Source organism: Streptomyces griseorubiginosus (assembly GCF_036345115.1).
In the GTDB taxonomy this organism is placed as follows: domain Bacteria; phylum Actinomycetota; class Actinomycetes; order Streptomycetales; family Streptomycetaceae; genus Streptomyces; species Streptomyces griseorubiginosus_C.
In genome coordinates, this window is the sequence record NZ_CP107766.1 from 21,988 (window position 1) to 43,310 (window position 21,323).

Genomic DNA, 21,323 nt, shown 5'->3' on the forward strand with positions numbered 1-21,323 from the left:
AAACAGGTCATTTCCGCACAGCGATGGCGGGCCCCAGGCCTCCGGAAGCCACGCGTGACCCGCCCCCGCACATGATCACGTGACCTCTACAGCCTCGCCCCCGGATCCCCGACGGACAACCAAGGTCGCCCCAAGCAACCACCAAGGTCGACTTCGCTTCCGGAAAGCCCCGGTCATCAACCCCTCGCCAAGGTCACCGCCGTGTCCAGCGCCTGAAGGAACCGGTTCACCGCCGCCCGGTCCCGCACCGCGAGCCGCAGCCACTCCTCGCCCAGCCCCGGGAACGTGTCCCCGCGCCGCACCGCGAAACCGAGGTCGCGCAGATGCCGTCGTACGGCCGCCGCCCGGGGCAGTCGTACGAGGACGAAGGGACCCTCCGCGGGCTCGGTCACCCGGAGCCCGTCCGGGGCGAACTCCCGCAGCCCGGCGACGAGATGGGCCCGGTCGGTGGCGACGCGGTGGGCCGCCTGGGCGGCGTGGGCGGCCTCCGCCAGGGCCCGCGGCTCCATGCAGGCCACGGCCGCGGCGAGGGCCGGGGTGGAGACCGGCCACAGCGGCTGGGCCCGCTCCAGGTCCGCGATCGTCTCCGGGGCGGCCAGGACGTAACCGATCCTCAGACCGGCCAGCCCCCAGGTCTTCGTCAGGCTGCGCAGGACGACCAGACCGGGCACGTCCGTGCGCCCGGCCAGCGCCTCGCGCTCGCCCGGCACAGCGTCAAGGAAGGCTTCGTCCACCACCAACGTCCGCCCAGGACACGCCAGTTCGGCGATCACGGCGGCCGGGTGTGCAGGGCCGACGTGGGATAGGCCGGGTTGCCGACGACCACCGCGACAACAGCCGCCACTCCGAGGCGACATCGAGGCGCTCACCCCGGCCCTGGCACCCACGCCTGACCACGTCACAGGCACGACGTGAGGCGGTCCTATCCGCACACCCGGTCGAACCGGAACGGCTGCTGGCGCCGATGGGCGAGGCCACGGCCCGGCGCTCGCCGAAATAGAGGGTGTGGCGCGACGCCGGGTTCCAGACCTACCGAGAAGCTGTAGCCCTTGCCCGCCTGGAGCGGCAGCGGCCGGCCCAGGAGGCCGAGCAGAGCCGGAGAGCCCATCCCGGCGGCGCTGACCACGGCCTCGCAGTCGATCTCGCCCCGGCCGCTACGCAGCGCTCTCACTCGCCCCCCGGACATGTGGAACGCGGTGACCCACGCCTGCCCGCGCACCTTCACCCCAGCCACGCCAACGCCCTGCCCAGTCCGTGGGCGAATGCCTCAGGATCGACCACGCCCTCGACGAGATACGCCGCCCGCACCCCGGGCGCGAGGGCGTCGTCCAGCAGGGTGGCCAGCCTCCAGGCCGCCACCCAGAGCCACAGGCACGGCCACCACGGCCATCCACCACACCCGCGTGATGCACACAGACTGGGAGACCGCCGTCAGTTCACCGGACACCCGGGCAGGCCCCTCGCCCCGGCACCGCTCAAGGAGCATGCGGTGATACTCGTAGGTGTCCGCGGTGGTGTGACCGGCGTCGGACCGTGCCTCCTCCCAGGAGGCGAGCAGGGCCAGGGCCCCGTCCCCGGTCAGTCGCGGCCGCGTGGCCACCAGCCGCTCGGCGCCCGCCGAGTCCGCGCAAGACAGGAAGCGGTCCACCAGCCGCTCCAGACGCCAGTCCCGAAGCCGCCGCACGGCATCGGCAGTCCGGCCCACCGCGTCCAGCCGACCCGTCGTGGGCGTCCGGCTCACCGCAGGCGTCCGGCCGTGTGCGACCGGGTGTCGTCGTGCGGGTTCTCCAGCCAGGCGAGCCGGTCCACGAGGCAGCGGTAGCGGTCGGCCACCGCACGGTGCCCTGCGGCCGCCAGCCGTTCGAGCGCGGTGTCCCCGGTCAGCAGCGCCTCGCTGAGCAGCACCGCCCGGCCCGCCTCCAGGGCTCGTACGGCACTCGGGACGTCACCAGCGCGCAGATACGCCTCGGCCGCGTCCGCGGGCAGCCGGTCGGCGATCCTCAGCCAGCTCTCCCGGTGCGGGCGCATCCCCTGGCCACGGTACGCCGTGCGCAGGGCGTCGAGACCGAGCCGGTAGGCGTCGGCCGCCTCCGGCCAAGCCCCGTGCGCAGTGGCCCAGCTTCCCCAGTTGCGCGCCGCCTCCAGGGCCCAGCGCGGCCCGCGCTCCGCCCCCGACCGGCACGCCTCCTCCAGCGCCGCCACGGCAGCCCGCCGGTCTTCCTCCGTCCCGGTGAGGCCGTGCAGGTCGCGCAGGAAGCAGCCCAGGTTGTTCAGCCGCAGCGGACGGTTCGGGGACGTCGGGGGCGTCGCGTCGACCGCCTCCCGCAGCAGGGAGATCGCCTCGTCCAGGTCCTCCCGCCTGCCGCTCAGTCGCCAGCGGCGCCACAACGCGCCCCCGGTGTTGGCAGCGATCCGGCCGCGTTCCGGCGCCGATGCAGGCAGCAGGTCCAGGGCCTCGGCATGGGCGGCGAGACCCGTGTCGAGGTCGTCCGGGTCGGCGTCGCGTTCGTAGCGGTCCATAAGGGCGTTGCCGAGGTTGTCGAGGAACACCGGCCGGTCGGGGGTCGTGCGGCCGGCCAGGGTGACCGCCGTGTTCAGCAGGAAGATCGCCTCGTCCAGGTCGTGCGGGGCGTCGAGGTGCTGATAACGCTCCCGTACGGCGTTCGCCAGGTCGTTGAGAGCGCCGGCGCGGCCCGGCGCGTCCGGGGGAAGCGCCATGAGTGCTTCGCGGTGCAGGGCGACCGCCTCATCGAGGTCCACGACCGAGCCCGTCGCGCCGAACCGGTCGAGCAGCGCGTTGCCCAGGCCGCCCAGCGTGTCCGGCCGTAGGGAGGCGCGCGGCGGCAGCAGCCGCAGGGCCCGGCGCCGCGCCGCCACGGCCCGCTCCAGGTCGTCGGCCGCCCCGGTGGCCTCGTGCCGCAGCCGCAGGGCCTCGGCCAGGTTCTCCAGATACAGCGGGAGGCCGGGGGCCCGCTCAGGCGTGGCCGCCACCAGCGCTTCCAGCTGCTCCAGGGCGAACGCCAGGTCCTCGGGGTCCCCGGTGCGGTGGTGGCGTCGGATCCTGCCGCGCGCACGGTTGTTGAGGTCCGCGGGGGTGGGGCGCTCGGGACGCAGCTCGGCGACCGTGTCGAACAGACCGACGGAACGGTCGAGATCGGCGATCTCCCAGGTGTGCTCATAGCGGTACGCGAGCGTGATCGCGAGAGCGGTCAGTCTGCCGGGCAGAGCCGGGGCCGCCTCGTCGGTCAGCTCGGCGCAGCTCTCCAGACAGGCCACGGCTCGCTCCAGGTCCTCCTTGTCGCCGTGGTGCAGATAGCGCGTGGTGAACGCCGTGCCGAGCGTGTCCAGACAGAGCGGCAGCAGCGGTTCGGGCCCGTCGAGCAGGTCCACCGCGTGCTCGGCCGCCTCGACGGCCTCCTCCAAGTCGGCTGGGTCCGCGTCGCGTTCGTAGCGCTCCAGAAGGGTGCGGGCGAGGTTGTTCCAGAGATGCGGCGCACCGGAGGCGCCCTGGGACCGTTCCGCGACGGCGTCACGCAGCAACGCGGTCGCCTCGTCCATGTCGTCCGGGTCGCCCTCCTCGTGGTATCGCCGGATCAGCGCGTTCGCGAGGACACCGGCTTGCCGGGGCCGGTCGGCGGCACCGGCGGGACTCGTGTCGAGGGCCCGCCGGGCGGCGTGTACGGCGTCAGCCAAATCCGAGCGGGAGCCGTGGCGGGCGTGGCGTTCCAGCAGGGCAAGGGCCAAATTGGCCTGTCGCAGCGGCAGGTTCGGTGAATCGGCGGGCGTGAGCGCCACTGCCCGTGCGCAGCCCTCGGCCCAGGCGCGGAGATCGGCCGGGTCGCCGGCACGGTCGTAGCGGTACATGTGGGCGGAGGCCAGGTTCGTCACATGCAGCAGATGGTGGGGATCCTCGGCGGCGCCGAGCAGCACGGCACGGGAGTGCAGTTCCAGGGCGCGGTCGAGTAGCGCGGGTCTGCCCTCAGCGTCATACAGACTCGTCAGGACGAGACCCAGGTTGTCCAGGACCGTGGCGTCCCCCGGAGACAACTCTGCGGCCTCCTCCAGCACCTCCCGCGCCCGCTCCAGCAGCTCCTCATCCCCCGTCTCGTCGTAGCAAACGCGCAGGCAGTTGCCCAGGTTGTTGAGCGAGTCGGCGTCCCGGGCGAGCCGCACATGCTCCTCGTGCGCCTCCCGCGCCTCGGCCAGCACCGCGAACTCGCCCTCCGCTTCGAAGAGATCGAGCAGTGCGCCGCCCAACTCGTCGAGATACGCGGCGACATGCTTCTCCCGCGCCAGTGCACGCAGCAGTTCCACGGCCTTGCGGGCTGCCTCCGGATCACCCGTCTTCTCGTACCGATCACGTGCCCGGTACGCCGCCTCGGCCCGGTCGTCGGTCACGGGCACTCCCTCTCGGACGGTCGACTTGCCTCCCCAGTGTGAACGTTCATCTACGCTGAGTTCCACCGGATCGGCGAAGGAGCCGACAGCGCTGGGGGTGATGGGGTGGACCGCTTCGAGGAGATCCGCGCGGCCAGGCGCGAACTCGACGCCGTGGTGGAGGAGATCCGGCAGCTTGACGGGTTCGAGGACTTCCTGCCCGAACCGACCGAGGAGGACGTCCACCGCGCCGCCGAGGACCAGCCGCTCGTGTACCTCTCGGCGGCCGAACGCGGCGGAGTCGCCCTCGTCGTGCACGACCACGACGTACGCCACGTGGACCTGCCCGACCTGACCGCCGAAGCCGTGCGCACCCGGGCGCGCGCCCACGACGACGCCCACAAGGCGTACGCGGCCGACCGCACCGGACGCCTCACGCAGTGGGAGAAGTCCCTGGAAACGACCACGAAGTGGCTTTGGGACGACCTCATGGGCCCGGTCTGCGACACCCTGCGCGCCTCCGACCGGGCTGTCCTGGTGGCCGGCGGCCTGCTCGGACTGCTGCCCCTGCACGCGGCTTGGACCGAGGATCCGGCCGCACCCACCGGACGCCGCTACGCCCTCGACGACCTCGTCATCAGTTATGTGCCCAACGCCCGCTCCCTCACTTCTGCCCGCGCACGGGCCAGGGGCCGCGTCGAGCGGCTGGCAGTCGTCGTGGACCCGGCCGGGCGGCCACCCCTGGGCTCGGCCGAGCAGGAGGCCCGCGCGGCGGCGGCCGGTTTCCCGGCCTGTACGACCGTGCTGCGCGGCCCGGCTGCCCACGCCGCCGCGGCCCGCGACGCCCTCGCCGACGCCGACGCCGCGCACTTCGCCTGTCACGGGCAGGCCGATCTGCTCACCCCGCTGGACAGCAGCCTGCTGCTGGCCGGCTCGGACGAACTGCGGCTGCGCGACCTGCTGGGGTTGCGGCTGACGCTCCGCCTGGCCGTCCTGTCCGCCTGCGAGTCGTATCTGCCGGGTACCGTCATGCCGGACGAGGTGGTGTCGCTGCCCGCCGGACTGCTCCAGGCGGGCGTCGCCGGTGTCGTCGCGGCCATGTGGTCGTTGCCCGACGTGCAGGCCGCGCTCCTCATGACCGACTTCTACCGGCGCTGGCGCGCCGAGGACGATCACCCGGCCACGGCGCTGCGCGACGCCCAGGTCTGGCTGCGCGACGTCCCCAACGGCGAACGGTTCGCCCTCCTGCAGCAGGCCCTCGCCGCCGGCGAACCCTGGCTGCCGGACGACGAGAGCACCGAAGGACTCCTCCTGGCACTGGAGTTCCAGGAAAGCGACGAGCGTTCCTTCGCCGACCTCCACTCCTGGGCCGGCTTCGGCCACTTCGGGGCGTGACGGGCCGCACGTGATCAGAGTCGAAGCACTGCCGGCCCATGAGGGCGACTGCCTCTGGGTGGAGTGGACGCACGAAGGACGCACCCGCCGCATGCTCGTCGACGGCGGCCGCGGGGGCCGCGAAGGCCGGCTGCCCGAGGGCCTCGCCGCCCGGTTCCGCAGACAGCCGACCGCCGAGCGCACCTTCGACCTCGTGGTGTGCACCCATCTCGACGCCGACCACATCGGCGGCCTGATACCCCTGTTCCGCGATCCGCCAGAGGGCTTCACCGCGGACGAGGTGTGGTTCAACGGCGACCGGCAGATCCTCGGCGACGTCCTCAGCCACGCCCAGGCCGACACCTTCTCCCGGCTGTTGGTGGACCAGCCCTGGAACACGCGCTTCAACGGACGCGCCGTCGCTGTCCCGGTCGGCGGGGCGCTGCCCGAATTCGACATCCAAGGGCTGCGGCTGACCTTGCTGTCCCCGCAGCGGGGCGCCCTGCTGGACCTGAGCCGGGACTGGACGCGCTGGGTGGAGGAAACCGAACGCGAACGGCTCGCCCCCGAGGCCCCCGCGCCCCCGGACGTCCTGCGCGGCGGCGACATCGGTGTGGCCTGGGAGGAACTGGCGCTGCGCCCCTACGCCCGCGACGAGTCCGTGCCTAACCAGTCGAGCATCGCCTTCCTCGCCGAGTACGACGGTGCCCGTGTGCTGTTCGGCGCCGACGCGCACGCCGAGACCCTCTGCGACGGTCTGCGCCGCCTGGACGACACCCCGTGGGGACGGCCGTATCGGGTGGACCTGTGCAAGGTGCCGCATCACGGCAGCAGCCGCAATCTCAGCCCGGAACTCCTCGCCCGACTGGACTGCCGCCACTGGCTGTTCTCCACCAGTGGCGCCCGTTTCGGCCACCCCGACCGGCGAACAGTCGCCCGGCTCGCGCGGCGGTACCAGGACCCCGTGCTGTGGTTCAACTACCTCTCGTCCAGCACCATCGAGTACGCCTGCCCCGGACTCGCTGCCGAGCGGGGCTTCCGGGCCGTCCACCCGCCCGAGGACCGACCGGGCGCCGACCTGACGGTGACACCCGGCCGGGTGACCCGCACGCACACCGATCCGGAGAGGGCACAGTGAACCCCGATCCCGCTCTCGTCGAACTCATCGACCTCTGGTACGAGTTGCCGGTCCTGGTGGGCGAGGACTGGCCCGAACTGCGACCCCGCCTCTTGACCGCCGTGGAGGAACTGGCGACGGCACAGCCGGCGGAGTACGAGCGCCGCGCCCTGGCCCTGCTGCGGCTGCTGTTGGGCCACGCCGAGGTCAGGAAGCGGCTCGCCCCGGCCCTGATCGGCAAGACGATCCCCACCGACCGGGCGGCGGACGCGGAGGAGGGGGCCATCAGCCGCCCTGCCCGGCGACTCGCCCTGCGGGCGGGCGTCCTGCCGGCGGACGACCCGCCCGGTCCGTCCGGCCGCTGGATCAACGCAGTGGCCGAGCCTGGCGACCCGCTTTCGCCGGGTGCGTGGGTGCTGGCCTTCGACCTCGCCGACACCCCGCGGGACACGGCCGTCGCGGCGCCGCTCGGGCACCTGGACGAGCCAGACGCCTGGCCCGTGTCCCTGACCGTAAGGGTCTACAGCGCCGACGCAGTGGTGGAGCCCCTCTCCGACACGCTCACCGTGCCCCGCGAGGGACCCTCGCCCGACCGGGCCCGCTTCCAGGTCACACCGCTCAGAGCCGGCACTCCCCAGATCCACGCGGTGTTCTTGCACGGCAACACCTATGTGCACTCGATGCTCGTCAACGCGGGCGAGTTGGCGCTGCGCACGAGTGCCCGCGGCCTGACCCGGGGCGCGGTGGGCAGGGAACGGGACCGCGGGCTGTCCGTGCAGCTGTGGCCGGCCGCCGACGGTCACAGCTACGAAATCGTCGTGTCCGGCGGCATCGGCCACGCGTACCGGGCACACGTGCGCAAGAAGGACGTCGACCTCGACGCCGTGGCCCGCGACGCCCGCGAACCCCTGCGCACGCTGGCCACCGAGTGGGGGCCGCTCGCCGAAGGTGACACGGTGACGGAGCTCGAACTGTCGCCGGAAGCCTACGAGAGGTACACCACGCTGCTCGCCGAGGCCGGCTGCCGCATGTTCCGCGCGCTGTTCTTCGACCGTGCGGATGCCCAACTGCAGGCCGTGGGGCGGAAGATCCAGGGCTACTTCGCCGAGTCCGCACCGCGCAGCGTGCAGTTCATCACGGAGCAGCCCTTGCTGCCCTGGCATCTCATGTGCCCCGTCGAGGACATACGCGACGCTGACTTCCGGCACATCCTGGGACTGCGCCATCAGGTTGACTGCATCCCCCTCTGCGCCGACGCTGCTGGCGGCGTCACGGAGGTGGCCATCGACACCCGGCCGGGCCTCGGCGTCACGCTCGGCCTCAACCGGAGCATCGACCGGGACGGCGACCGGGATCTGGTGCGAGGACAGGAGACCTACTGGCGCGGCTACCTGGACCGGGGGCTGGCCCGCCTCACCGTCCACGACAAGCAGGACACCGTCCTGAAGGCCCTGTGCGGTGACGGAGACCCTGCCGACATCCTTTACCTCTACTGCCATGCCGTCGCCCACGACCCCGAGGACGGCGGACCGGCCTCCGCAAGGCTCGCCGTGGAGGACGCCCACGGTGGCATCCCTCTGCGCACCCTCCATGACTACGGTGGTGCGCTGCCCGGACTGCCCGTCGTCGTGCTGAACGCGTGCGGTACCGCCTTCACCTCGTGGTCGTCCACGACGAGCTTCCTCACCTATTTCCTCGAACGTTCCCGGGGCGTGCTCGGCACCGAGGCGGACACACCCGCACCGTTCGCCGCAGCCTGGGCAACCGCGTTCTTCGACCGGTTCCTGGCCGGCGAGCCGATGGGCGAGGCGGTCCGTGCCACCCGGGAGCACTTCGCCGTCGATCGCCGCAATCCGCTCGGCCTGCTCTACGCCCTGTACTGCAACGGCGACACGGTCCTGCACCCCGCACTCGCCACCGCCTGACGGCGGCTATGACGGCCGGGACTCCGAATCGGGCAGGCCCGCCGTCTCGATGAGGCGGCGGGCGTACGTCCACGCCGCCTCCTCCACCCAGGCGGGCCGCACCGTCAGGAGCCAGAACAGCAGCAGCCCCAGGTCCGCGAGCACCAACGGCACCGACACCACGGCCTTCGCGGAACCGGCCGGCGGCCAGCCCACCACCGCGTACAGCACCGCCCCGAGCAGACCGACGGCCCCCGCGCCCAGGGCCAGCGGCCGCAGCCCCAACGCGTTGCGGCAGAAGCCGTACTCGCGGTTCTCCTCCGCCACCAGCTCGCTGCCCGGCAGCACCCGCGCCCGGGTCCGCAGCACCGAGCCCGCCACCTCGTAGACGGCGTCGGCGCCCTCCGGGTCCGACCGCTCCTCCGCGGCCGACGGCAGCCGCAGCGGCGGTCCCGCGATCTGCTCGATACGGGCGTGCAGATACGCCAGGTGCGTGGTCCCCGTCGGACCCCGCCACCGCAGCAACTGCACCGATGGCTTGCCGCCCCACTGCTCAAACAGAGCCGCCTCCAGCCGTCGCCCACGGGACCGGCTGAACTGCCCCAGCAGCAGCGGTAGTCCGCACACCACCGCGAGCGCCCACACCCGGCGTGCGGCCGACCAGTCCGGCACCAGCACCACCACCGGCAGGGCCGGCGGTAGCGCCGCGATCAGCACCGGGCGGATCCTCGCCCGCCACGTGTACGGACTGAACATGCGGGCGATCAGACCCTGTTCCACGACGGACCACCCCCTTCATCGTGGCCCGCCCCCACGGGCCCTAGTGAGCAATACCCGGGCCGTCGTCGCCGTATCCGCCGTCCAGTGGTGCCGGGCGCTCAGCCCGCGTTCCGCAACGCCTCGCGGACCCCGCGGACGGCGTCGGAGTACCGGTCCCGCAGGGATGCGGGCAGGCGGTTCAACAGGGCCGGGACCAGACCGAGTTCCTCGCTCAGCAGCACCGCGCGCCCACGTTCGAGACGGACCGCCGCGGCCTCCGGTCTGCCCTGTCTGGCCAGTGCGAAGGCGCCCTCCTGCGCGAGCCCGCGGGAGGCGAGCAGCCACGCCTCCCGGTGGCGGCGCAGCGACTGTGCCCGGTGCAGGGCCTCAGCGGCCCGCAGCAGATGACCGTCGGCCTCGCCCACCTCGTCCCAGGCCGAACGCCGCACCGCCCACCGGATCCAGTTGTGCGCCGCGTCCACGGTCATCTCCGGGGCGACGGCCAGGCCGCTCGCGCATGCCTGCCGAAGCGCGGTGCGCGCCGCGTCGACGTCGTCGGCCGAGCCGGTCTGCTCCGACAGCGCCCGCAGGGCCTCACCGAGAACGTTCAGCCTGCTCGCCCGGTACGGGGCCGTCAAAGGGGTGAGGCCGACGGCCTCCGTGAGCACCCGCACCGCCTCGCGCAGCTCGGGTTCACCGCTTCCGGGCGACTCGCCCAGCCGCAACGCCTCCACGCGGTCGGTCAACGCGTTGCCCAGGTTGGACAGGAAGGTGGCCCGCCCCGCGACTTTCCACTCGGAGACCTCGATGGCCCTGCGATACGCCGCGATCGCCGCGTCCAGGTCGGTGAGGTCGATCCGCTCGCCGGGGCAGGGCGCGGCACCGTCGGGGAACTGGGTGCCGTGACGGGTCAGCAGCGCGTTGCCGAGGTTGTTCAGCCAGCCGCCCAGCTCCGGGTCGTCCGCGTGCGCCCCCTCGACGGCCTCCCCGGCGAGCCGTACCGCCCCATGCAGGTCATCGGCGGCGCCGAGCCGTTCGTAACGGTCCATCCGGAGCATTCCGACGTTGCTGCGCACCCGCGCCCACGCGCGGTCCGTGCGGGGCAGCGCGGCCGAGGCCCGGCCGCCGAGGTCGATCGCCGTGTCGAGGTCGGTGAGTGAACCGGTGGCGTCATACAGGTCCCATAGACACAGCACGAGCGTCGCCGCGCACCTCGCCCACTGCGGTGAGCCCTCCTCAGCGGCGGCCGTCGCCTCCTCGGCCGCCCGCCGCGCCGCGGCGAGGTCGTCGTGAGTGCCGGTGACGTCGTACAGATCGGTCAGGGTGACGGCCAACTCGTTGGACCATACGGCCCGTCGGGCGCGGTCTGCGTGTACGGCCCGCCGATAATGGTTCACCGCCCGGTGCAGGTCCCGGATGTCGCCGGAGTTCCAGAAGCGGCGCCGGTGCGCGGCGGCGGACCGGTCGAGGAGGTCCGCGAGCCCGGCGCCGCTGACGCCTCGGGCCTCGGCCTGCCGCAGCTCGTGCTCCGCTTCCTCCGGAGCCCCTACGTCGGACCCACCCGGACCCTGCGGTGTCATGGCCCTCCCCCTCATGGCGCGCCACGATGTTACCGCGCGACCACGCATGGTGACGGGCGGCCGAAGGAAGTCGCGCAGGGCCGGCGCGAGGGGCGTCCGGGCCCGCGCAGTGCTCAACACGCGGCGGCCGGCCCGTGGGGCGAGGAGGGCGGTGAGGCCCAGGCGGCCGACGAAGGTGACGCCGGCGCGGTCGGCGACCTCGCTCACCGCCTCGGAACCGTCGTCGACCGGCCGGAATCAGCTTCAGTCAGCCAGAGCCTTGTCGCCCCCGATCAGCCCACCGTAAACTCAGACAAGCTGAAGCTAGTTCAGTTCATGAGACGAGGGCGGGGCGGGCAAACAGCTCGGGAAGGGCGGACAAGTGGCTTCCTTGGACGGCAGGACCGCGCTGGTCACCGGCGCCGGACAGGGCATCGGACGAGCGATCGCCGTGGAGATGGCCCGGCAGGGCGCGTCCGCGGTAGGCGTCGCCGACCGCGACGAGGAGACGGCCGGCAGGACCGCGGAGCTGGTGCGGGACGCCGGGGCGCGGGCCGAGGTGATCGTCTGCGATCTGCGCGTGCGGGACAGCATCGCCGACATGGTCTCCCATACCGTCCGGCGCTTCGAGGGACTCGACGTGCTGGTCAACAACGCCGGGGTGATCGAGACCGCGTTCACGGCCGACCCGGACCGTGGTGTGGACACCCTCGCCGAGGAGGTCTGGGACGCGGTCTACGAGGTCAACCTCAAGGCGGTGTGGCTGACGACCAAGTTCGCCGCACCTCATCTGCGTCGCTCGCGGCGCGGGCCCGCCATCGTCAACACGGCCTCCGTCTCCGGTCTGACCGGCTTCCCCAACGCCCCCGCGTACGGCGTCACGAAGGCCGGCGTCATCCATCTGACCAAGGTCACGGCCGTGGATCTCGCCCCGGTGCGCTGCAACTGCTTCTGCCCCGGTGTCATCGAAACGCCGCTGGCCCGGGCCTACGTCGAGGCGGCCGGGGACCCTGCGGCCATGGAACGCGAGTTGACCGCACCGCAGTTGGTCGAGCGGCTCGGACGCCCCGAGGAGGTCGCCAAGCTGGCGTGCTTCCTGGCCTCCGACGACGCCGCGTTCATCACCGGATCGTCGTACGTGATCGACGGCGGGGCACTTGCCTGGCTCGGCGTACGGGACTGAGAACCAGCACCTTCGAGAAGCCAGGGGATCCCATGCACACGAGGCTCGCCGGGAAGACGGCGCTGGTGACGGGCGCGACGGGAGGTATCGGCGACGCCGTCGTGCGGCGGCTCGCGGCCGAGGGCGCGGCGGTCGTGGTGACCGACCTGGACGCCGATCGCTGCGAGAAACTCGCCGAGGAGGTCGGGGGCGGTGCTCTGGGGCTGGCCCTGGACGTGTCGGACGAGTCCGCCTGGCGCGAGGTCGTCGCCACCGCAACCGCCGCGCTGGGCGAGCTGTCGGTGCTGGTCAACAACGCCGGCATCGCCACGATGAAGACGGTCGAGACAGAGACCATGGACTCCTGGGAGCGGGTCCTCGGGGTGACCCAGACCGGTGTCTGGCTCGGCATGAAGTACGGCGGCCCCTCCATCGAGCGCTCCGGTGGCGGCTCGATCGTCAACGTCGCCTCGATCTTCGGCACGGTCGGCGGCTTCGGCGCCCAGTTCTCCTACCACGCGGCCAAGGGCGCCGTACGCCTGATGACCAAGAACGCCGCCCTGCACTGGGCGAAGCGCGGGGTCCGGGTGAACTCCCTGCACCCCGGGTTCATCGAGACGCCCCGGTCGCGTGAACTGTGGCGCGGGACACCGCGGTTGGACGCGATGGTCGAGGGGACCCCGCTGGGCCGGCTCGGCACTCCCGAGGAGGTGGCGGCCGCCGTGGCCTTCCTCGCCTCCGACGACGCGAGCTTCATGACCGGGTCCGAACTGTACGTCGACGGGGGCTGGACGGCACGTTGAAGGCTGAGAGGACCGCGCACCGGCCGGAGCGGGCCGGTGCACGCCCTCTCAACCAGCCTTGGCCGTATACCGGTTGACGCCCTCAGCCCGCACGCACCGCGCCCGTCCTCGGGCCACCAGGACGTCCAGATGGGCCGCCGTCTCGTTGACGGCGAGCATCTGGTCGAAGGGGCCGAGGTCCGTGAAGGGCACCTTGCGCCGGGTCCAGCCCAGCTCGGCCGCTACTTCGTACGCGGTGCGCGTACGGTCGGCGAGGGCGGCCAGCGTGTCGGCGAGGCGGTCGTCGTGGTGGGTGAGGAGTTCGCCGACCCGTGCGTGCACGCTGTCGCCGACCGGGCCGTGCGCGGGCAGCAGCCGGGCGTCGGCGAGGGTGGTCATCAGCTGCAGTGAGTCCAGGTAGTCGCCCAACGGCAGGGTGGGGGCGCCGAGTTCGAAGCCGATGGACGGCGTGATGTGCGGCAGGACGTGGTCCCCGGAGAACAGCAGTCCCCGGGCCTGATCGAGGTAGACGACGTGTCCCTGGGTGTGACCCGGGGTCGGGATCACCGTCAACCGCGCGTCCCCGAAGCGCAGTTCCTCGGCCTGGAGCCAGCGGTCCGGCGCCTGCCAGACGCCGGGGTCGAAGTCGCCGGCGTACATCGCGCCGACCCGCTCGGCGAGTTCGTGGGCCCCGGCCCGGCGCAGGGTCTCCAGCGAGCCGACCGGTTCGTCCGTGCGCAGCTCGCCGAGGAGCTCCAGGCCGCGCCGCTCGCCCGCGCCCAGGTAGACCCGGGAGCCCAGCAGCCTGCGCAGTTCCACGGCCTGGGTGTAGTGGTCGCGGTGGATGTGGGTGACGAGGATGTGGCCGATATCGCCCAGGTCGTGGCCGAGTTCGGCGAGGGCGTCCTCAAGTGCCTTGCGGGACTCGGGAATCGACCAGCCTCCGTCGATCAGCACCAGGCCTTCCGTCAGCCCCTCCAGCACGTAGACGTTGACGGCCCGCAGTCCGTCGTCCGGGAGCGGGAGCGGGATGCGGTGGACACCGGGCCCTACGGTCTCGGGTCCGGGCTGCGCCCAACGGCCGCGGTCGAAACGGGGGGTGCGGGTCGTGGGGGTGGTCATGCATCTCCTTGCCGGTGCTGTTCGGGGTGTGCGGCGAGCCGCGCGTGCAGGTCGTGGGCGAGCCTGCGGGCTCCGGAGCGGTCGAGCTTGCCCACGGTGGTCTGGGGCAGCTCACCGACGGTGAAGGCGAACTCGGGCCACTTGGCCTTGGACAGGCCGGTGCGGGCGAGGTGCGCGGTGATCTCGTCGAGGCCGAGTTCGCCGGTGCCGTCCTCGACCACGACGAGCACCGCGGCCCGTTCACCGAGGAGCGGATCCGGGACGGGGGTCACACAGGCGCGGGCCACCGCCGGATGGGCGGCGACGGCGCGCTCGATCTCGGTGATGTCGAGGTTGCGGCCACCGCGGATGATGACGTCCTTCTCCCGGCCCATGACGGTGACCGTGCCGTCCTCGCCGGTCACCAGCAGGTCACCGGTGGGGAAGAAGCCGTCGGGAGTGAGCGCCGGCGGCTCGACCTTGCCGTCGCGGGCGTAGCCGAGGAAGAGGGAGGGACCGCGGACCTGGGCACGGCCGGTCACTCCGGGCTCCAGCACGGTTCCGTCGGCGGCCACGGCCCGCAGGTCGGTGCCCGGGAAGGGGCGCCCGTCACGGCCGAGCCTGATCTCCTCGGTGTCTTCCCGCCGGGGCGAGGTGTGTCCGAGGCACTCGGACATGCCGAAGACGCGCAGGATCCTCGTCCCCAGGGAGCGTTCGGCGCGGGCGAGGGCACCGCGGTCCATGGGGCCGCCGCCGACGGTGATCGAGCGGACCCCGTCGAGGACCCTCGACCCGGCCGCCGCGGAACCCATCTGCAGGGCCATGGTCGGCACGCACATGGTCCACCGGACGTCGTGCGCGGCCATCCGCGAGAGCGCCTCCTCGCGGTCCCAGCGGCCGGACAGGACGAGCGGTCCGCCCAGCATGAGGGAGAGGCAGACCCCGAAGCAGAACGCGGCGGTCGAGGAGAGCGGGACGACGGCGGCCACCGCGTCCCCCTGGCGCAGGCCGTTGACATCGATCGTGCAGGAGCACGCGTAGCGCAGGGCGCTCTCGGACTGCACGACCCCCTTGGGCCGTCCGGTGGAGCCGGAAGTGAGGCCGATGAGGGTGCCGCCGTTCCAGCGGGAGACATCGCGCGGACCGCGGCCGACGCGGAGGGTCCAGCCGTCCAGGGCATCGCCCGTCAGCGCGTCCGGCAGGGCCGCGGCGCCGTCCCATTCCTCGATCGCGGAGGGTTCGGCGATCAGGACGTCCGGTCGGATGTCCTCCATGGCAGCGGCGAACTCGGCGGCGGTCGTGTGCCGGTTGACCAGGGCCAGCACGCCACCGGTCAGTCCCACGGCCAAGGTCGCGGCCACGGTGCGCCAGGAGTTGTCGGCCTGGAGCAGCACGGTGCCGCCCGGTGTGCCGTCCGCTGTCATCGTGTCCGCCAACTCGGCTGCGCGCCGCAGGAGTTCGCGGGCCCCGTGCTGTCCGTGGTCGTCGACCACAGCCGTGAAGTCGGCTTGTTCGCAGCGGTCGTAGAACTCCCGCACTGTCTGTCGCATCCGCTTCCTCGCCTCGTTGCGAAGGGGCCTTCGAGTGGGGCCCGGCCGAGGGGGCCTCCAAGTGAGGGGCCGAGCCCGGCCCGACACCCTGGTGTGCTCAGCCCGCGTACATCTCCGCCTCGCCGCCCATGACGGCGATCCGGCGTCCCCGCATGTCGCCGACCTGGGCGACGGCCGCCGCCCATTCCGGGCTCTTCAGCGCCTTGCGCAGGTCCTCAGGGGTGTCGAAGCTCAGGACGGAGACGCCGTCCCAGCCCTCCGAGCGCGGTTCGAGGGCCCCGTCGACATCGGTGTGCCGCCAGGCCCTCAGCCCCGGCAGCTGCCGGGTGAGCTCGGCGTGTTCGCCCCGCCACCAGTCGATGAACCGTTCGTGGGTCCACTCGGGCGGCCGGGCGGCCAGCAGGATCAGGTTGTACATCGCTTCTCCTCGGGCTCAGGTGAACAGGACCGCGGGCGAGCGCCCGATCATCAGCCGCCGTACCCGGCCCTCCTCGTCGAGCCGGGCCGAGGCCACGAACGTCGCCTCCGGTGCGCCCGCCCTGCGCACCTCGCCGAGGTACAGCTCGTCCCGGCCGACGGTGGACCCGGTGAGCAGGTGGTGGGTGCGGGTGCCCACCTCGCGCTGGGCGAGGTAGCCCTCCATCTCGGCGCGGCCGCCGTGGAAGTCGGTGCCGGTGTCGCCCCCGGTGGAGAAGAGGATGGAGAAGGAGAAGTCGTCGCTGATCAGGTCGAGGATCCGGTCGGCGTCGGCGCTGTCCAGGATCCCGAACCAGGTGGTCAGGAACGGCGCCGCGGACGCGGCGGGGGCGCTCACGGCCGGTCCACGAGGTCGAAGTCCGGGGTGAAGAACGACTGGTAGCCCGCCATCAGCCCGGCGGGTGAGACCCGTACGGCAGAGAGGAAGGCCCCCGTCGTCACCCCCTGGTCGACGACGAAGCCGTACGCCGTCTCGACGTCGCCGTCGACCGAGTAGCGCACGATCTCGTGCGTACGGTCCACCGCCTGCCGTCCGGCGATGTAGCCGGCGAAGTCCTCGCGGGACGTGCCGGTCCGCTGCCCGCTCGGCAGGGCGATCAGGAACCGGAAGTCGGGTTCCAGGAGTTCGAGGGCCTTTTCCGGGTCCTGGCCGTCCATTCGGGCCATGTATTCGCGCAGCACCATTGCCGATCGCTCTCCCTCGGCGCCATGAGTTCCTATGACATCAAACAACCTGAGTTCAGTTCAGTTTGACTGTAAGGCCACTGCCCTGCCGCCGACAAGAGGCAGGGCCTGACCTGGTGGAGTGGGGCTACTCCGCGACCATCCGCACCACACACCCCTCGATCATCTCGCTGATCTCGGACAGCGGGATCGCGCCGGAGGGGCGGTACCAGCGCCAGACGCTGACGATCATCCCGAGGACGGCGAGGCCGAGGGTGTGCGCGTCCCGGACCGGGAAGCCGCCCTTGGACATGCCGCGCATCAGCAGGCTCGTCCAGTCCCGCTCGACCATCTGGACCAGCTGGCGGGCCGCGACGCGCTCGGCCTCCTCGCGCTTGGACTTCCGCGGGGTGGCGAGCAGGGACATGTTGGCCTGCAGGATGCGCATCTGGCGGATCTCCCGCTCGGTGACCGCGAAGGCGGCCCGGACCGCCGCCCGCAGTTCCTCCACGGGTTCCGTCGCGTTCTCCGTTGCCTCGACGAACTGATCGTGCGAACGCTGGAGTTCCAGGCGCATGATGGTGAGCAGACAGTGGGCCTTGGACTCGAAGTAGTGGTACAGCGCGGTCTGCCCGATGCCCACCCGGTCGGCCACCTCCGACCACTTGGTGTTCTCGTAGCCGTCCTCCCCGAACCGCTCCACGGCGGCCACGAGGATCGCGCCGCGCTTCGACCTGGGCCCCTCCTCCGGATCCACGATCCGTGCCCTTGCCATGGTCTGTCTCCCTCTTCTCCACGGACGGTACCGATCACCGTACGGTCGTCCGAGAGTAGACCCAAGTTCAAGTCGGGTACGAATCGGAGATCGGGCGGGTTGCTCATGGGCCTGTGGATCGCGTCGGGGCACTTGGCTGATCTGCCGGCGAGCCTGCGGAAACCGTGGCGTCCGTCCCCGTCTCGAGCCCGGTGAAGTCCGCCCTGCGCCCCTCGAGAAACGCCGCCACGCCCTCCCTCCCCTCCGCCGACACCGCGGCCGCGGCCAGGTGGCGGGCCTCGGTGTCGAGGTGTTCGTCCAGGTCGGCCGAGAGCGCCCGACCGACCAGCCGGCGGGTCACGCCGTACGCCGCCGTGGCTCCGCGAGCCAGCGCGCCGGCCGTGCGTACGGCCTCCTCGGCCAGTTCCTCGGGCGGGACGAGCCGGCTCACCAGCCCGATCCGTGACGCCTCGACCGCCGTGACGCGCCGGTTGGTCAGCAGCAGGTCCACCGCCCGCCGCGGCCCGATCAGCCGGGGCAACGACCAGCTGACCCCGGCGTCCGGTGTGTACCCGATCGCGGTGTACGCGGCCGAGAAGCGGGCATCGGTCGCCGCGAGACTCACGTCCGCCGCCGCCACGAGCCCGAGGCCGGCCCCGGCGACAGCCCCCTGAGCGGCGACCACCAGCGGCGCGTCCAGACCGGCGAGGATCCGCAGGGCGCCGTGGAGCGCGTCCGTCACCTCGGTGAGGTGCCCTGTCAGGCGTTCCCCCGACAGCGTGGCGAACTCCTTCAGGTCCCCGCCGACGCAGAAGGACCGTCCCCGTGCGGTGAGCAGCACCGCGCGGGCCCGTGCCTTCGCGCACTCCCGGGCCGCGTCCAGCAGCGCCCGCGCCATCGCGAGATCGATCGCGTTGCCCCCGCCGCGGCACAACTCGACGCGCGCCAGTCCCTCGCCGTCGACCTCGACCGTGACCCTCATCGCGCCGTCCACCCACCGTCCACGGTGAGCACCTGCCCGGTGCAGTACGACGAAGCGTCCGAGGCCAGATAGAGCAGTGCACCGTCGAGTTCCCCGGGCTCGCCGCCGCGCCCCAGCATGGTGCCGCGTTCGACCCAGCGCCGTGAGCGCTCGTCGCTGAAGAGTCCGTCTGTCATCTCCGAGCGGAACCAGCCGGGCGCCAGTGCGTTGACCCGCACCCCCGACCGCCCCCACTGTCCCGCCAGTTCCCGGGTCAGCCCGAGGAGCCCGGCCTTCGACGCCGCGTAGGCCGCGCCGCCCAGCGGGGCGCCGGAGACGAGTCCGAGGACGGAGGAGACGTTCACGACGGATCGTGTACGGCCGCCCTCGGGCACCGGCGCCTCCGCGAGCAGCCGCGCGAGACGGAAGGCCGCCACCAGGTTCACGTCCAGCACTCCGGCGAAGTCCTCGGCGCTCTCGTCCTCGGCGCGTACGGCACCGGGTGCGCCGGCGTTGTTGACGAGGACGTCGATCCGGCCGGTCTCGTCGAGCGCCGTCTCCATCAGCCGCACCCGGTCCTCGTCCCGTGACACATCGCAGACGACGGGATGGATACGCGGGTTGTCGTCGGCGAGTTCCTTGAGCTTCTCCAGTCTCCGCGCCGCGGCGAGGACGGTGGCGCCGGCCGATGCGAGCACCAGGGCGAAGCGGGCCCCGAGCCCGGACGACGCCCCGGTGACCACGGCGGTCCGCCCGTGCAGGGAGAACACCTCGGCGGGTGCCGTCACGCCTCCACCCCGATCGGCAGTACGGTCGCGCCGCCGTCCAGGACCAGCGTCTGCCCGGTCATCCAGGACGAGGCCTCGGACGCCAGGAAGACCGCCGCGTGCGCCACGTCCTCCACCGTGCCGAGTCTGCGCAGCGGCAGCCTCGCGGTGAGGATCGGCTCCCTGGGCTCCCAGACGGCCCGGGCCAGCTCGGTCTTGATCAGGCCCGGTGCGATGGCGTTCACGCGTGCCATCGGCCCGAGTTCGTAGGCGAGTTGGCGGGTCATGTGCAGCATGGCCGCCTTGGTGGCGTTGTACCAGCCGATGTGGGGGTCGACGACGAGTCCTCCGACGGAGGCGATGTTGACGACGGCTCCCCCGTGTTCCCTCATCCACGCCCGCCAGGCGCACCGGGTCCAGGCGACCATGCCGTACTGGTTGACCCGTACGGTCTTCTCCGCGCGCGGCAGGTCGAGGTCGAGGAGGTCGCCCATGTAGGGGTTGGTGGCCGCGTTGTTGACCAGGACGTCGAGTCGGCCGAGGCGGGCCACGGTCTCCTCGACGCAGCGTTCGGCGTCCTCGGGCTCCCCGACGTTGGCGACCACCTCGTGGACCTCGCCGTCGCCCTTGATCCGCAGCAGTTCCTCGCGTGCCGCGGCCAGTCCGTCCGCCTTGCGGGAGGCGATGACGACATGGGCGCCGGCCCCCCGGTACGCCTGGGCGATACCGAGCCCGATGCCCCGGGAGCCCCCCGTGATCAGGGCGACCCGACCCTCCAGTTGCTGCCCGTTCACGCCGACTCCCCCGGGTACTTGGCCAGTTCACGCCGGGCGACCGTCCGCAGATGCACCTCGTCGGGACCGTCCGCGATCCGCAGCGCCCGGGTGATCGCGTACAACCGCGCCAGTACGGTGTCGTCGCTGACCCCCGCGGCCCCGTGCGCCTGCACCGCCCGGTCGACCACCTTGTGGGCCACCTCCAGGGCGGCCACCTTGATCGCGGCTACCTCGGTGCGGGCGGCCGCGTTGCCCTGGGTGTCCATCAGCCAGGCCGACTTCAGGACCAGCAGCCGCAGTTGCTCGATCTCGATCCGGCTGCGGGCGATCCACTCGCGGACGACGCCCCGTTCGGCGAGCCTGCCGCCGAAGGCGGTGCGGGTCAGGGTGCGCCGGCACATCAACTCCAGGGCCCGTTCGGCGAATCCGACCGCCCGCATGGCGTAGTGCATGCGCCCGGGACCCAACCGCCCCTGCGCCAGGGCGAATCCCTCGCCCTCACCGCCGAGCAGCGCCGAGGCGGGCACGCGTACGTCCTCGAAGAGCACGTCGCCGTGGCCGCAGCGGTCGGTGTAGCCGAACATCGGCAGGTCGCGCAGCACGGTGATGCCGGGTGTGTCGCGGGGGATCAGCAGCATGCTCTGCTGCCGGTAGGTGGGTGCGTCCGCGTCGGTGACGCCCATCAGGATGATCAGCTTGCAGTCGGGGTCGAGGATGCCGGACGTGTACCACTTGTGGCCGTTGACGACGTACTCGTCGCCGTCGCGCGTGATCCGGGTGCGGATGTTGCGGGCGTCGGAGCTGGCGACCTCGGGTTCGGTCATGGCGAAGCAGGACCGGATGGCGGCGGCGAGCAGGGGGCTCAGCCAGCGGTCCTGCTGCTCGGGGGTGCCGAAGAGGGAGAGCAGTTCCATGTTGCCGGTGTCGGGGGCGGAGCAGTTGAAGACCTCGGGGCCGATGACCGAGCGTCCGGCGAGCTCGGCCAGGGGCGCGTATTCGAGGTTGGTGAGGCCCGCGCCCCGGTGGCCGTGCGCGAGGAAGAGGTTCCACAGGCCTTCGGCGCGCGCCTTCCCCTTCAACTCGCGCATGATCGGCGGTAGTTCGTGCGGGTCGTCAGCTGCTGCGAGCTGTCGGTCGTAGACGGCCTCGGCGGGCAGGACGTACTCCTCCATGAACGCGGCCATCCGCGAACGGAGTTCCTCGGCCCTCGGGGAGAGTGCGAAATCCATGGTCGTGCTCC

General features: G+C 72.3%; 20 protein-coding genes and 1 pseudogene. 5 read left to right on the forward strand and 16 right to left on the reverse strand.

The genetic code is table 11. The features are described from left to right. Positions 1–176: 176 nt before the first annotated feature. The 4 genes and pseudogenes from OHN19_RS00100 to OHN19_RS00115 form a co-directional block, all read right to left on the reverse strand. Positions 177–826, reverse strand: a pseudogene (locus tag OHN19_RS00100) (aminotransferase class I/II-fold pyridoxal phosphate-dependent enzyme); the annotation flags it as partial. 96 nt (positions 827–922) lie between these two features. Then, a complete protein-coding gene (locus tag OHN19_RS00105) occupies positions 923–1,171 on the reverse strand; it encodes a hypothetical protein (protein ID WP_330294107.1) in 249 nt (82 codons plus the stop codon). A 50-nt stretch (positions 1,172–1,221) separates the two neighbouring features. After that, the gene (locus OHN19_RS00110; protein WP_330262066.1) at positions 1,222–1,359 is read right to left on the reverse strand and encodes a hypothetical protein; all 138 of its coding nucleotides are present in this window, start codon (positions 1,357–1,359) and stop codon (positions 1,222–1,224) included. Between the two features lie 378 nt (positions 1,360–1,737). Further along, a complete protein-coding gene (locus OHN19_RS00115) occupies positions 1,738–4,398 on the reverse strand; it encodes a hypothetical protein (RefSeq protein WP_330262067.1) in 2,661 nt (886 codons plus the stop codon). Between the two features lie 105 nt (positions 4,399–4,503). On the opposite strand from OHN19_RS00115, the gene OHN19_RS00120 reads away from it, so the two are divergent. The 3 genes from OHN19_RS00120 to OHN19_RS00130 are packed head-to-tail and all read left to right on the forward strand — an operon-like array spanning position 4,504 to position 8,793. Then, a complete protein-coding gene (locus OHN19_RS00120) occupies positions 4,504–5,772 on the forward strand; it encodes a CHAT domain-containing protein (RefSeq protein WP_330262068.1) in 1,269 nt (422 codons plus the stop codon). A gap of 10 nt (positions 5,773–5,782) precedes the next feature. Continuing rightward, positions 5,783–6,889: a ComEC/Rec2 family competence protein gene (locus OHN19_RS00125; RefSeq protein ID WP_330262069.1), complete on the forward strand. Its 1,107-nt coding sequence runs from the start codon at positions 5,783–5,785 to the stop codon at positions 6,887–6,889. Continuing rightward, complete coding sequence (locus OHN19_RS00130) at positions 6,886–8,793, forward strand: CHAT domain-containing protein (RefSeq protein WP_330262070.1); 1,908 nt, start codon at positions 6,886–6,888, stop codon at positions 8,791–8,793. Before OHN19_RS00125 ends, OHN19_RS00130 begins: the two co-directional genes overlap by 4 nt. A gap of 6 nt (positions 8,794–8,799) precedes the next feature. Here OHN19_RS00130 and OHN19_RS00135 read toward each other — a convergent pair whose 3' ends face one another. Both OHN19_RS00135 and OHN19_RS00140 read right to left on the reverse strand, forming a co-directional pair. After that, entirely contained in the window at positions 8,800–9,552 is a 753-nt protein-coding gene (locus tag OHN19_RS00135; RefSeq protein ID WP_330262071.1) for a hypothetical protein, read from the reverse strand. A 98-nt stretch (positions 9,553–9,650) separates the two neighbouring features. Continuing rightward, positions 9,651–11,111, reverse strand: a complete 1,461-nt coding sequence (locus OHN19_RS00140) for a hypothetical protein (RefSeq protein WP_330262072.1) — start codon at positions 11,109–11,111, stop codon at positions 9,651–9,653. Positions 11,112–11,472: 361 nt separating this feature from the next. On the opposite strand from OHN19_RS00140, the gene OHN19_RS00145 reads away from it, so the two are divergent. After that, positions 11,473–12,273: an SDR family NAD(P)-dependent oxidoreductase gene (locus OHN19_RS00145; protein ID WP_330262073.1), complete on the forward strand. Its 801-nt coding sequence runs from the start codon at positions 11,473–11,475 to the stop codon at positions 12,271–12,273. A 32-nt stretch (positions 12,274–12,305) separates the two neighbouring features. Then, on the forward strand, positions 12,306–13,055 hold the full coding sequence (locus OHN19_RS00150) for a glucose 1-dehydrogenase (RefSeq protein ID WP_330262074.1): 750 nt from the start codon (positions 12,306–12,308) through the stop codon (positions 13,053–13,055). A 48-nt stretch (positions 13,056–13,103) separates the two neighbouring features. Here the strand turns inward: OHN19_RS00150 and OHN19_RS00155 are convergent, their stop codons facing one another. The 10 genes from OHN19_RS00155 to OHN19_RS00200 all read right to left on the reverse strand — a co-directional run bounded on the left by OHN19_RS00155 (position 13,104) and on the right by OHN19_RS00200 (position 21,312). Then, complete coding sequence (locus tag OHN19_RS00155; RefSeq protein WP_330262075.1) at positions 13,104–14,156, reverse strand: MBL fold metallo-hydrolase; 1,053 nt, start codon at positions 14,154–14,156, stop codon at positions 13,104–13,106. After that, positions 14,153–15,685 (reverse strand): class I adenylate-forming enzyme family protein, encoded by a 1,533-nt coding sequence (locus OHN19_RS00160; protein WP_330262076.1) that lies wholly within the window; start codon positions 15,683–15,685, stop codon positions 14,153–14,155. The genes OHN19_RS00155 and OHN19_RS00160 overlap by 4 nt, the downstream gene beginning before the upstream one ends. A gap of 97 nt (positions 15,686–15,782) precedes the next feature. Beyond that, a complete protein-coding gene (locus OHN19_RS00165; protein WP_330262077.1) occupies positions 15,783–16,103 on the reverse strand; it encodes an EthD family reductase in 321 nt (106 codons plus the stop codon). 15 nt (positions 16,104–16,118) lie between these two features. After that, positions 16,119–16,499, reverse strand: a complete 381-nt coding sequence (locus OHN19_RS00170; protein WP_330262078.1) for a nuclear transport factor 2 family protein — start codon at positions 16,497–16,499, stop codon at positions 16,119–16,121. Next, a complete protein-coding gene (locus tag OHN19_RS00175; RefSeq protein WP_330262079.1) occupies positions 16,496–16,846 on the reverse strand; it encodes a nuclear transport factor 2 family protein in 351 nt (116 codons plus the stop codon). The genes OHN19_RS00170 and OHN19_RS00175 overlap by 4 nt, the downstream gene beginning before the upstream one ends. A gap of 127 nt (positions 16,847–16,973) precedes the next feature. Further along, positions 16,974–17,600, reverse strand: coding sequence for a TetR/AcrR family transcriptional regulator (locus OHN19_RS00180; RefSeq protein ID WP_330262080.1), 627 nt, complete (start codon positions 17,598–17,600; stop codon positions 16,974–16,976). Positions 17,601–17,703: 103 nt separating this feature from the next. Further along, on the reverse strand, positions 17,704–18,561 hold the full coding sequence (locus OHN19_RS00185; protein WP_330262081.1) for an enoyl-CoA hydratase/isomerase family protein: 858 nt from the start codon (positions 18,559–18,561) through the stop codon (positions 17,704–17,706). Continuing rightward, positions 18,558–19,328, reverse strand: a complete 771-nt coding sequence (locus OHN19_RS00190) for an SDR family NAD(P)-dependent oxidoreductase (protein WP_330262082.1) — start codon at positions 19,326–19,328, stop codon at positions 18,558–18,560. The genes OHN19_RS00185 and OHN19_RS00190 overlap by 4 nt, the downstream gene beginning before the upstream one ends. After that, positions 19,325–20,101 (reverse strand): SDR family oxidoreductase, encoded by a 777-nt coding sequence (locus tag OHN19_RS00195; protein ID WP_330262083.1) that lies wholly within the window; start codon positions 20,099–20,101, stop codon positions 19,325–19,327. The genes OHN19_RS00190 and OHN19_RS00195 overlap by 4 nt, the downstream gene beginning before the upstream one ends. Continuing rightward, on the reverse strand, positions 20,098–21,312 hold the full coding sequence (locus tag OHN19_RS00200) for an acyl-CoA dehydrogenase family protein (RefSeq protein ID WP_330262084.1): 1,215 nt from the start codon (positions 21,310–21,312) through the stop codon (positions 20,098–20,100). The genes OHN19_RS00195 and OHN19_RS00200 overlap by 4 nt, the downstream gene beginning before the upstream one ends. Positions 21,313–21,323: the final 11 nt, after the last annotated feature.

Excerpts from the sequence above, each read along its gene's own strand:
- OHN19_RS00140 (WP_330262072.1), bottom strand. The coding sequence starts at position 11,111 with ATGACACCGCAGGGTCCGGGTGGGTCCGACGTAGGGGCTCCGGAGGAA.
- OHN19_RS00150 (WP_330262074.1), top strand. The coding sequence starts at position 12,306 with ATGCACACGAGGCTCGCCGGGAAGACGGCGCTGGTGACGGGCGCGACG.
- OHN19_RS00155 (WP_330262075.1), bottom strand. The coding sequence starts at position 14,156 with ATGACCACCCCCACGACCCGCACCCCCCGTTTCGACCGCGGCCGTTGG.
- OHN19_RS00160 (WP_330262076.1), bottom strand. The coding sequence starts at position 15,685 with ATGCGACAGACAGTGCGGGAGTTCTACGACCGCTGCGAACAAGCCGAC.
- OHN19_RS00165 (WP_330262077.1), bottom strand. The coding sequence starts at position 16,103 with ATGTACAACCTGATCCTGCTGGCCGCCCGGCCGCCCGAGTGGACCCAC.
- OHN19_RS00175 (WP_330262079.1), bottom strand. The coding sequence starts at position 16,846 with ATGGTGCTGCGCGAATACATGGCCCGAATGGACGGCCAGGACCCGGAA.
- OHN19_RS00180 (WP_330262080.1), bottom strand. The coding sequence starts at position 17,600 with ATGGCAAGGGCACGGATCGTGGATCCGGAGGAGGGGCCCAGGTCGAAG.
- OHN19_RS00185 (WP_330262081.1), bottom strand. The coding sequence starts at position 18,561 with ATGAGGGTCACGGTCGAGGTCGACGGCGAGGGACTGGCGCGCGTCGAG.
- OHN19_RS00200 (WP_330262084.1), bottom strand. The coding sequence starts at position 21,312 with ATGGATTTCGCACTCTCCCCGAGGGCCGAGGAACTCCGTTCGCGGATG.